We start from the raw sequence: 11,384 nt of genomic DNA on the forward strand, positions 1-11,384 counted from the left end.
AACAGTTCCTACTGCCAAGTCTGTAGTGGACTTTCACCACCAAGTTGTCGCCCATGCCGGGCGCACGAAAAAAAGGATGGAGAGTTTCTCCATCCTGATTTTACGATTAATTAATCGGCTTCTTCGTCACTGATGAATGTATTGAGAACCTCTTCGATCATTTCCCATTCTTCATCTGTTTCGATAGCACTCAGTGTACCTTCCAGTCCACCGTCTGCTTCTTTATAAGAAAAAGCTGATAATTCAACTTCTTCTCCTTCACTAGTGCCTGATGGGAAGACAAGTACGTATGATTTGTCAAAATCTTCAGAGTCGAAAGTGAAAAGAATTTCGTAAAGATCTTCGTTCCCCTCTTCATCTATGATTGTAATATATTCGTGCTCGTGTTCATGATCATGGTTATGGTCGTTTGTCATGTTTGTGCCTCCTCGATTATTTTGACTGCTGATCGAGATAATTCTGAAGAATCATCACTGCCGCCAGCTTGTCTATTACTTTTTTTCTTTTTTTTCTGGATGTATTTCCCTCTTCAATCAGCATACGTGTTGCCTGCATAGTCGTTAGACGTTCATCCTGATAGATTACCGGAAGTCCAAATAGAGTTTCAAGCTGTTCGCCGTAGGACAAGGACTGTTCTGCCCGCTTCCCGATCGAACCATCCATATTTTTCGGAAGACCTACAACTATTTTCTCTATCTCATATTCGTCGATCAGCTCTTTCAGACGATCGAATCCCAGTTCATTTTTTGCTTCTCTGATCTGAACCGTCTCTATTCCCTGAGCGGTCCATCCGAAAAGATCACTGACTGCAACACCGACCGTCTTGGAACCGACATCCAGACCCATTACCCTCATCTATTTCTCACTCTTAAGGTAATGTGTCACCAGTTCTTCCAGCACTTCGTCACGTTCATGTCGTTTTATCAGATTACGCGCATCATTGTGTCTTGGAATATAAGCAGGATCTCCAGACAGCAGATAGCCGACAATCTGATTGATCGGATTATATCCTTTTTCTTCCAGAGCTCTGTATACTAATTTCAATGTATCTTCTACACTGTGTCCGTCAACATTTTCAACGTTAAATCGAACGGTATGGTCATTTGAAGTCATTAGTTGTTCCCTCCATACTTTTCCGTAAAAAAACTTATTGAACTGTTTTCATAAGTTTCTATCTGATTATATTTTACTAGAAATGAGGTCAAAGTACAATCTAATCTAGATATCATTTATATATTGGAATAAATATGAGTTGAATTATAATGTTTTATTAACTGAGCTGTCCGTTTATCCAGTCAGATACTTCTGATAATGCCTGCTCAAGACCTTCAGGTTTTTTTCCTCCTGCCTGAGCAAAGTCCCGTCGGCCTCCACCGCCGCCGTTCACATACGGAGAGATTGCCTTGATAAGATCTCCAGCCTTAAGTCCCAGGTCAACTGCTTTCTGATTCATGGAAACAATCAAGTTGACTTTTTCTTCGTTTCTCAAGCCTAGAACAAGTACATCGGAATATCCTTCCTGTTTCCACTTGTCTGAAAGTTGTCTCAACTGACTCATATCTTTCGCCTTGATTTCTTCTGAAATAAATGTCAACTGGCCAGCGTCCTGTACACGAGTAAACACTTCTTCCGCCTGTGCATTAGCCAGCCTTGAATGCAGCGATTCGTTGGCTTGGTTCAATTCTTTAAGCTCTTTAAACAGGCCTTCGATTCGGGAAGGGACTTCATGAACGGATTGAACTTTCATTAATCTTGATGCTTCATTCAGTACTCTCAGCTGCTCTTCCATCCACTGATACGCTCCCTCGCTGGTCAGTGCAGTAATTCTTCTTGTGCCTGCTCCTATACCAGCTTCAGAAGTGATTTTAAACAACCCGATTTCCGCTGTACTTTTTACATGTGTGCCTCCACATAACTCTTTAGAAAAATCACCGATCATGACTACTCTGACATTCTTCCCATATTTCTCTCCGAACAGTGCCATTGCTCCAAGTTCCTTCGCCTTTTCAAGTGTAGTCTCAACAGTTTCAACAATAAGATTTTCCTGAATCTTTTCGTTGACGATTTGTTCCATTTGCTTAAGCTCATCATCTGTGACTTGCCCAAAATGGGTAAAGTCAAAACGCAGATGATTTTCTTCAACTAATGACCCTGCCTGATTAGCGTGATCCCCCAGAACATCTTTCAGTGCCCGGTGGAGAAGGTGAGTAGCTGTATGATTTCGTTCGATCAGCCGGCGACGTTTTCTGTCAATAACCAGTTTGTATTCCTGATCGACAGCTAGAGTCTGTCTAACTGAAGCGATATGAACAGGCTGCCCATCTGGGCCGGATTTCACTGTACTTACTTCTGCCAGAACGGTGCTGTTCTGGTCCAATATCAGCCCGCTGTCTCCAACTTGTCCACCTTTTTCAGGATAGAAAGGAGAAGCACTGAATATGAGCTGGGCTGAGTCACCGGAAGACACACTGTCAACAAAAGCTTCGTCTTTAATGATTCTCGTCAGCTTGCTTACTTCTTCGTCTTCAGTATACCCAGTGAACTCACTCTTGATTTTCAGATCACTTAACAGAGAAGACTGAACAGCCATCGATCCTTCAGCCTGACGTGCAGCTCTTGCCCGCTCTTTCTGTTTAGACATTTCTTCTTCAAATTCAGGATAATTGATTGTCAGATTCTGTTCACTTACAACTTCTTCAGTCAGTTCCACCGGGAATCCAAATGTATCGTATAGCTGGAAGACATCTTTTCCAGATAAAACAGTCTGATCAGCTTCTTTTAACGTGTCGACCAGTTCATTTACTTTATCCAGTCCGGCAGCCAGCGTCTCAAGGAAACGTTCCTCTTCATTCAAAATGACTTTTGAAATGAATTCGACTGCATTATCAACTTCTGGGTAATGTTCCTTCATGATCGAAGCCACAACAGGAACAAGTTCAGAGAGAAAAGGCTTCTCGATAGATAGTCGTCTGCCATGCATGACACTTCTTCTAAGCAGTCGTCTTAAGACATACCCTCTTCCTTCGTTGGAAGGCAATGCGCCGTCGCTGATCGCAAATGACAATGCACGTACATGATCGGCAATGACTTTGAAGCTGACTTTTGATTCTGCATTATCTTTATAGGACTTGCCTGAAATAGCCTCTACATGTTCAATGATCGGCATGAACAGATCTGTTTCAAAGTTAGTTGGTGTGTCCTGAAGAATGGACAGCATACGTTCAAGACCCATTCCTGTATCGATGTTCTTGTTTGGAAGCGGGTCATAGACATCATTAGGTTTATGATTGAACTGCGAGAAGACCAGGTTCCAGATTTCAAGCCAGCGTTCATTTTCTCCACCAGGATAATTCTCTTCATGCCCTTCAGGGAGGTCGTTGAAGGCCTCTCCCCTGTCATAGAAGATCTCAGAGTTTGGTCCACACGGGCCTTCACCAATATCCCAGAAGTTTCCTTCTTCTTTAACGATATGAGATGTATCGAGTCCGACTTCTTCTTTCCAGATCCGTTCTGCTTCCTCATCATCCGGATAGATCGTCACATAAAGTTTCTCCGGATCAAGCGCCATCCATTTCTCGTCAGTCAGAAATTCCCATGCCCAGATGATTGCTTCTTTCTTGAAGTAATCACCGATCGAAAAGTTTCCAAGCATTTCAAATAAGGTATGGTGTCTGGCAGTTACTCCGACATTTTCAATATCGTTTGTTCTGATACTCTTCTGTGAACTAGCAATGCGTGGGTTTTCAGGTTTGACCGTACCGTCAAAATATTTCTTCATCGTTGCTACTCCGGAGTTCACCCACAGTAATGAGGGATCCTCCACAGGTACCAGCGATGCACTTTTTTCTATTTTATGTCCCTTTTCTTTAAAGAAATCAAGATACATCTGTCTTAGTTCTGCACTAGTTAATTTTTTCATTCGACTCGTCCTTTCAATTTTTAATGCCATAAAAAAAGACTGAATACAGTTACTGCACACAAGGACGTGATTACGCGGTACCACCTTGTTTGCAATAACTTCTATTCAGCCAGTCATTACCTCTTCAGTCTCGTTAACGCCGAGAAAGCGGCATAATTTCTTATGCAGAGTTAAAAGGGAGCACCAAAGACTTCTGACATTCTTTCACCGGAGTGAATGTCTCTCTAACTTTTTATACCTTCAGCATGACCTTTTCAATTGATAAAAGTATAGCGCAGTTTCCTTCTCCAGTCAATATGCTTGACCTGACAGTTTTTCTATCTTATTCATCATCTGTCCGGTCTGTCTCATGATGAATAAAGTATTTTTCCAGGCTGAACCCTCTTCCGAGCACTTCGCTTGCCGGCATGGCCACGACGAATGCATCCGCATCAGCTTTAAGCACGGTTTCTTTAAGCAGAGTGAATTCTCTTTCCTGAATTACTGCCATCAGCATTTCCTTGTCAGTATTTCCATATCCACCACGAATGCCCAGATTTGTAACACCGCGCTGCATCGTGTGCAGAATCTCTTCTCTGATATCCTGTGGGTTATCAGAGATAATGAAGACATTTTTGTTTCTGTTAAAGCCGAGCTGAACCAAGTCAATCGTACGAGATACGATGAACAGAGCAATTAGTGAATACATGACTGTTTCTACATCAAATACCAGAAGAGCGATCAGGATCACCAAACCATCTACCATGATGGTGCTCAGTCCCAGCTGCAAATGAAGGAACTGATAAAGGATCTGTACAATTATGCTTGTACCTCCTGTTGACGCTTTTGCACGGAATACGATTCCGACACCCAGTCCAGTCAGTCCCCCACCGAACAGTGCCGCCAGAAGTGGATCAGAAGTCAGCGCAGGAAAGTGACCAATGAAGCTCAAAAAGAAGGGCAACAGCAGGCTGCCGAGAATCGTTTTATACCCGGCAGCTTTTCCCAGAAGAACAAAACAGAGTACGAGCAGCGGTATATTTAGTGAATACTGGAACAGCGACGGACTCCATCCGAACATGGCATTGGCTGCGATGGACAGACCAGATACGCCTCCTGATACGATATTATTTGGAAGCAGGAAGACCTGGAAGGCTATAGCTGTCAGAAAAGACCCGAAAATGATATAGACATAATCCACCGCACTCAATGTGTATCGTTTTGCTACTCGTAACATTTTATTCCTCCTAATAGGGTATTTGTTCATTTTGATTGCAACTAGCCTATTTTAACATGTCTAGCAAAGAAGTAACAACCACTATCAGGTCAGTTTGTCAAAAATCTTATTAAACTCAAAATATCCTTACAAAAATCTTATTTTAACGTATACTATAGCTATATCAAATAGAGTTGGTGACTGAAATGGCTGGCAATTATACTCATCTAATTTTTATAGTCAACGAGTTTTCACGAAAAGGCAAACATACAAGGAAAGCAATTAGAGACCATATGCTTAGGTATTCTCTTACTTATGAAATACATACAACGCAATATAAGCGGCATGCGGTAGAGCTCGCCTGTACTTTTTCAGATGAAAAGGCGGACGACTGTCTTATCATTGCTGTAGGTGGTGACGGGACATTAAATGAAGTAGTTGAAGGCATCTGCAGATCGGCTAAGAAACGAGCCGTTTCTTATCTGCCTACTGGGTCAGGAAATGACTTTGCGCGTTCTCATGACTTATCCAGATCGATCGAAATATCTCTTGAACGGATACTCTCAAAAACTGAAGAAACAGAGCTTGACGTCATAACAGGAGTGTCCGAAGCCGAAAATCTTATTGCAGTAAACAGTTTGGGTTTTGGTATCGACGGCATGGTAATTGCCAAACTTGATAATAACAATAAAAAGCAGACCACTGGGAAGTTTTCTTATTTACTGTCTGTTCTTTCAGCCTATTTTGCTCAGAAATCATTTTCCATGAGTATTCATAGTGAAAGTCTGAATCTGTCATTCGACGAAATTCTTCTTATCGTCTGTGCCAACCATAAGTATTTCGGCGGAGGTATTCCGATTCATCCACTGGCAGATCCGCAAGATCAGTACATCGATATCGTGATTGCTGAAAAATTCAGTTTCCTGGAACTTCTTCAGATTTTATATAGAATATTATCCAGTGAGTCTCATCTGTCTCATAAAAAGATGCATTCTTACCGAGTAAAGTCCTGTACGTTGATGTTCGATACTCCTCAGTACGGCCAGCGTGATGGCGAACTTATAGAGAAACATACTCACTCGATTACAATCGATACGATCAAACAACATTTCTGGGTCTGACAATCCTATAATTACAGCTACAGCCCCCCAGCTAACAGGAACTCCAGACGCAAGGGGGGCTATTATTAGGGCTGACACTGTTCCATGCCAATCATCGGATCGATACTGAATGAGTCGACCGCTTCAGGTGTAAGGATGTAAACATTCTTTTCTTCATCATCGCGTTCTCCATCTGAGTTATCTTCTTTTTCTTGTGTGCTTTCTTCAGATAGTGATGAAAGCCTCATTGCAAGAGATGTCTGCCGGGAAGTCGTATGCTCAGTGATGCTTTTTTCAAATGCCCGACGCTCTCCACATAGAAGCAGCGTTTGACTGGCTCGGGTTATTGCAGTATAGACAATATCCTTTTTCAGCATCCTGCCATAGCCAAATACTAGCGGCAGAATAACCATATCATATTCACTGCCCTGTGATTTATGTACAGAACAGCAGTAAGCCAAGGTAATCTTGTTCCATTCCGCCCTAGGATAAGATACTTCTGTGCCATCGAAATCAATGACGAGTTCTTCCGCATTAAGTTCTGATTCTTTAGCTGAAACTATCCCTACGATATATCCCATATCACCGTTAAATACATTTCTTTCCGGATCGTTGACTAGCTGAAGCACCTTGTCCCCTACCCGGTAAACACCATCAGGCTGCTTGACCTCTTTTTTTCGTTTAGATCCAGGGTTGAACAGGTTCTGTAGAAGCTTGTTCAGTTCGTTTATCCCTGCTGCGCCTTTATAGATAGGTGCCAGTACCTGTATCTGCTGAGAGGTATATCCTTTTTCGATCGCTTTTGAGACCAGCAGAGTGACGACGTCCTGAACCTTCTGGGTACTGCAGGTGAAAAAATTACGGTCCTGCTTCTTTTCACTGAAATCTTCAGGAAGAGCGCCTTTTTTTATTTCATGGGCGAGCGTAACAATTGACGAATCGATGCCCTGTCGGTAAATATCTGTCAGCTCCTGAAAAGGAACAACATTACTGTCAAGGATATCCTTCAGTACCTGACCGGGTCCTACTGAAGGAAGCTGGTCCTTATCACCGACCATTATCACTTTCATGTCGTCAGGAACAGCTTTAAGCAACTGATAGGCCAGCCATGTGTCTACCATCGACATTTCATCAATGATCAGTAATGAGCCTTTTAACACTTTCTCTGATTCCTGCAACTCTTCTTCATCATCAGATCCAGTCAGCCCGAGCAGACGATGGATAGTTGACGCAGGCAGGCCTGTCGTTTCTTTCATTCGTTTTGCTGCTCGTCCCGTTGGAGCAGCCAACAGCACCGGAAATGGTTGACCACTGTAATCATCCGGATCCAGACTCAACTCATTCAGTTCAGCAAAAACAGAAACAATGACCTCGAGAACAGTCGTCTTCCCTGTCCCCGGCCCTCCTGTCAGAACAAATACTGGGGACTTCAGAGCATCTCTTACAGCCTTTTTCTGAGAGTCTCCCAGAGCAATGCTTCGTCTGAACTCAAACTCATCGATGGCCTTATCGATACGTTTGTCATCTTCATCATCTGTTCCTTCATCGAGCAGTCGGTCGAATGCATTCGCAATGCCCCACTCGGATGCATAAAGTGACGGGAGATAAAACCGAGTTTCGTCTTTAATGACTGCCTGATCTTCCACCAGTTCGATTACGACTTCTGCTACTTTATCAGGATTGATCAAAAACGGACGACTTTTTTCAAGGATTTCGATCGTATGCTTCAGCAGATATTCCGCATCTACAAATGTATCCCCGCTTTTCATCGTCTGTTCTTCCAGCGTATATAGGATGCCGGCTTTGATTCTTTCCAGCGAATCCCCTTCAATCCCCATTTCTTCAGCAATGGCATCCGCCCGGTTAAATCCTATACCTTCAATTTCTTCGATCAAGATATACGGGTTCTTCTGTATCGTACTTAACGTATTGCCTTCGAAACGCTGATATACCTTATAGGCCAGCTGATTGGAGAGACCGAAATCATTCAGTGCAATGATTATTTTCTGCATGCCCTGTTCCTTATCCAGCACGGTAATCAGCTGCTGTCTTTTTTTGCTGTTAAGTTCTGGAATTGTGTCCAGAACTGACTCGTCCTCCAAAATCCTGTCGATACAGTGAATCCCTAAGTGGTTGACCACCGCCTGCGCACTCTTTTTACCGATTCCTTTGAACCGCGGGCTTGACAGATAAGCGACAATCGCTTCTTCACTGGATGGTTTCTCTTTCAGATATTTAATCGACTGAAACTGAACACCATATTTCGGATGATCTGTCCACTTGCCGATAAATTTGTACTGATCCCCTTCCTGAATCTGACCAAAATTCCCGGTAATAACCAGTTCCTTCTCCTTGAGCGTGTCACTCGATTCGTTCACGCTGATCAGCATCACTTTATAAAAATTTGAGGGATTGGAATAGTAGATGGATAATACTTCACCCGTGACAAAATGTTCGTTTCCTTTATCAAAAAGATTCTGCTGCATGCCGATCCCTCCTCTCTATGTAATTCAGATGATAAATCCCTGTTCACCACTCCGTCTAGCGCTTGTTTCTGTAATCGGTCGGTGAACTGTACTGATATAATTTAAAATTTCTATTGAAAGTTCTTAATGTATTGTAGCCGCATTGATGCGCAATTTCCTTCACTGGCAGGTCTGTGCTGTTCAAAAAATAAACCGCCTGTGTAATTCTGTATCGGTTCAAGTATTCCGTAAATGACATACCGGTGTACTGGTAAAAAAGCTTGGAAAGATAAGCATAGTCGTACTGAATGTCCTGAGCCACCGTCTTGAGGGTGCAGTCCTCATAGTAATGCTCCTCAATGTAAAGGAGAATAGTTTGAATGATTTTTGTTTTTGACGGAAGGATCCGCTGACTGAAAGTCGTGGATCGTGTAAGTTCGTCACAGAATTTATAAAGAATGCTTTTCTGTGAAAAAACAGACGTCATATTCTCCTTTTTAATATCGGCATTCACTGTTATTGTGTTGTTATCAGGAACAGCATGCTTGTACATTGAATAAAAGTCTTTGACCATTTCAGGAGAAAAGATCAGGAGCCTGCAGTGGGACTGATTCTCAGTAATCAGTTCGTGAAGCTGATTAGGAAAAATGAATACTCCTTCGTCTTCTGAAAGATAATAAGATTTCCCTTCGATCTTGACAGTCATTTCCCCTTGTTCAACTATGATAATTTCATAAGCTCTATGAAAATGTAATGGAAAGGAACTGTTTATCAGTTCAGCATAATTAAATGTCTGCGTCTCATCCATCCCATGCTTCTCAAAAAAATACATACAAGTTCCCCTCCCTCCGAAGTTCGCTTTTAATTATACCTTATTTTACTTCTATCATAAATGATGAGATCACATTGTGGCTAAAGGTCCTAGAGCAATAGACAATTAATGCAAAAAAGACCAGGAGCAGCTGGTCCAGTATTCTCCCTGACACTATTAATCAGGCAGGGACTGTCAGTTTCTCATGGTCTTAAGTAATGCGTCTTAAATATATTGAAGCAGTTCGGATTCCTTGTATGCTTTATCGATCAGACCGCCTCCAAGACAGACATCTCCATCATAAAAGACAATAGCTTGTCCGGGTGTGATCGCTCTGGCCGGTTCATCGAAGGTAACAACGGCCGTATTATCTTCTTTGTTCCAGTCTACCGTAACCTTGACGTCTGTCTGGCGGTATCTGAACTTAGCTGTACAGTCGAATGTCTCAGGCAGCTCCTGAGTCGTTGTAAAAGAAAACTGACTCGCTGTCAGATGAGTCGCATACAGGTGCGGATGAGTAAAGCCTTGTCCAACGATCAGCTCGTTAGTTTCAAGATTTTTACCGATAACGAACCATGGCTCATTAGACGTTCCGTTTCCACCAATACCTAATCCTTTTCTCTGACCGATCGTGTAGTACATCAATCCATCGTGCTGCCCCATTACATCACCATCTTCAGTCACCATTTGTCCAGGCTGAGCTGGAAGATAGTTCATCAGGAACTCTTTAAAGTTCTTTTCTCCGATAAAGCAGATTCCAGTCGAATCTTTTTTCCTGGCAGTCGCCAGATCTGCTTCCTCAGCGATTTTTCTGACTTCACTTTTGTCCATCTCACCAAGAGGGAACATCACTCGGGACAACTGATCCTGTGACAGCTGATTAAGGAAGTAAGTCTGATCCTTATTGGAATCGACTCCTCTTAACAGATGTGTTGTTCCATCTTCCTCGCGTCTGACTCTAGCATAGTGTCCCGTAGCCACATAGTCTGCACCCAGACTCATAGCATAATCTAGGAACGCCTTGAATTTGATTTCTTTGTTACACATGACATCAGGATTAGGTGTTCTCCCGCTTTTATATTCTTCAAGGAAGTAAGAAAAGACTTTGTCCCAGTACTCTTTTTCAAAATTGATTGAATAATAGGGCACGCCGATTTTGTTCGCTACCAGAGCGACATCTTTGTAGTCTTCAGTAGCCGTACAGACCCCATTCTCGTCAGTATCATCCCAGTTTTTCATAAATACGCCGACTACATCGTAGCCTTGTTCTTTCAATAATAACGCCGTCACAGAGGAATCTACTCCACCACTCATTCCGACGACTACTCTAGTATTGCTGTTAGCATTTGTCATCACTTCACCATCATTTCAATTAAATTCTGTACACTTGCACGAATTGAAGGTTCGTAAGTTTCCAGTCTGTTTCATTATACTTACTAAAAAGAAGAAATCAAGTCATCCCGGACTTTTTTAGGAGATTCTTATGAAATAAGGTTTCATATGGTATTGATTACCTTAACTGTATCGGTTCTGTCGTCAGTTTGTTCCGTTATTCGCTTGATTATCTGTCATTACAGACTATTTAGCTGGACCTGTATGGCTCAGTTTTTCCAACAGGTATAACTAGACGCGATCTAGTTATACCTTACAGATTCGATCGTCTGGGAAAATGTCACCAGAAGGGCTATAGCTGTAGTTTAAGCCTTCTTAGGTAGTAAAACTTCCACTAGAGTCTCTATAGTGGAAGTAAACTATTCTCTAAATCAATAAGCTGTCAGTGAACTACCCACCACTTAAATCCTCCGGATTTTGAAGTGGGGGCTTCCTACGAACTCCATTCTTGTCTGCACAGATTTCATGCAGACAGAGGAATCGGATATGGGTAGGCTCAAAA

At 42.4% G+C, this 11,384-nt stretch carries 9 protein-coding genes; 1 reads left to right on the plus strand and 8 read right to left on the minus strand.

Going from position 1 to position 11,384, the window contains the following annotated elements:
* Positions 1 to 110: 110 nt before the first annotated feature.
* The 5 genes from ABFX15_RS06880 to ABFX15_RS06900 form a co-directional block, all read right to left on the minus strand.
* Positions 111 to 416, minus strand: a complete 306-nt coding sequence (locus ABFX15_RS06880) for a DUF1292 domain-containing protein (RefSeq protein WP_346024726.1) — start codon at positions 414 to 416, stop codon at positions 111 to 113.
* A 16-nt stretch (positions 417 to 432) separates the two neighbouring features.
* Positions 433 to 855 (minus strand): Holliday junction resolvase RuvX, encoded by a 423-nt coding sequence (gene ruvX, locus ABFX15_RS06885; RefSeq protein WP_346024727.1) that lies wholly within the window; start codon positions 853 to 855, stop codon positions 433 to 435.
* The gene (locus ABFX15_RS06890) at positions 856 to 1,113 is read right to left on the minus strand and encodes an IreB family regulatory phosphoprotein (RefSeq protein ID WP_346024728.1); all 258 of its coding nucleotides are present in this window, start codon (positions 1,111 to 1,113) and stop codon (positions 856 to 858) included. It lies immediately after the preceding gene.
* Between the two features lie 157 nt (positions 1,114 to 1,270).
* Positions 1,271 to 3,919: an alanine--tRNA ligase gene (gene alaS, locus ABFX15_RS06895; RefSeq protein ID WP_346024729.1), complete on the minus strand. Its 2,649-nt coding sequence runs from the start codon at positions 3,917 to 3,919 to the stop codon at positions 1,271 to 1,273.
* A 322-nt stretch (positions 3,920 to 4,241) separates the two neighbouring features.
* Positions 4,242 to 5,135 (minus strand): YitT family protein, encoded by an 894-nt coding sequence (locus ABFX15_RS06900; RefSeq protein ID WP_346024730.1) that lies wholly within the window; start codon positions 5,133 to 5,135, stop codon positions 4,242 to 4,244.
* Positions 5,136 to 5,320: 185 nt separating this feature from the next.
* On the opposite strand from ABFX15_RS06900, the gene ABFX15_RS06905 reads away from it, so the two are divergent.
* Positions 5,321 to 6,235, plus strand: a complete 915-nt coding sequence (locus ABFX15_RS06905; protein WP_346024731.1) for a diacylglycerol/lipid kinase family protein — start codon at positions 5,321 to 5,323, stop codon at positions 6,233 to 6,235.
* A gap of 65 nt (positions 6,236 to 6,300) precedes the next feature.
* Here the strand turns inward: ABFX15_RS06905 and recD2 are convergent, their stop codons facing one another.
* From recD2 to mnmA, 3 genes are all read right to left on the minus strand, one after another.
* The gene (recD2, locus tag ABFX15_RS06910; RefSeq protein ID WP_346024732.1) at positions 6,301 to 8,700 is read right to left on the minus strand and encodes an SF1B family DNA helicase RecD2; all 2,400 of its coding nucleotides are present in this window, start codon (positions 8,698 to 8,700) and stop codon (positions 6,301 to 6,303) included.
* Positions 8,701 to 8,755: 55 nt separating this feature from the next.
* Entirely contained in the window at positions 8,756 to 9,511 is a 756-nt protein-coding gene (locus ABFX15_RS06915) for an AraC family transcriptional regulator (RefSeq protein WP_346024733.1), read from the minus strand.
* Positions 9,512 to 9,715: 204 nt separating this feature from the next.
* The gene (mnmA, locus tag ABFX15_RS06920) at positions 9,716 to 10,843 is read right to left on the minus strand and encodes a tRNA 2-thiouridine(34) synthase MnmA (protein WP_346024734.1); all 1,128 of its coding nucleotides are present in this window, start codon (positions 10,841 to 10,843) and stop codon (positions 9,716 to 9,718) included.
* Between the last annotated feature and the right edge of the window lie 541 nt (positions 10,844 to 11,384).

This window comes from Alkalibacterium indicireducens, from assembly GCF_039522005.1.
GTDB lineage: Bacteria > Bacillota > Bacilli > Lactobacillales > Carnobacteriaceae_A > Alkalibacterium > Alkalibacterium indicireducens.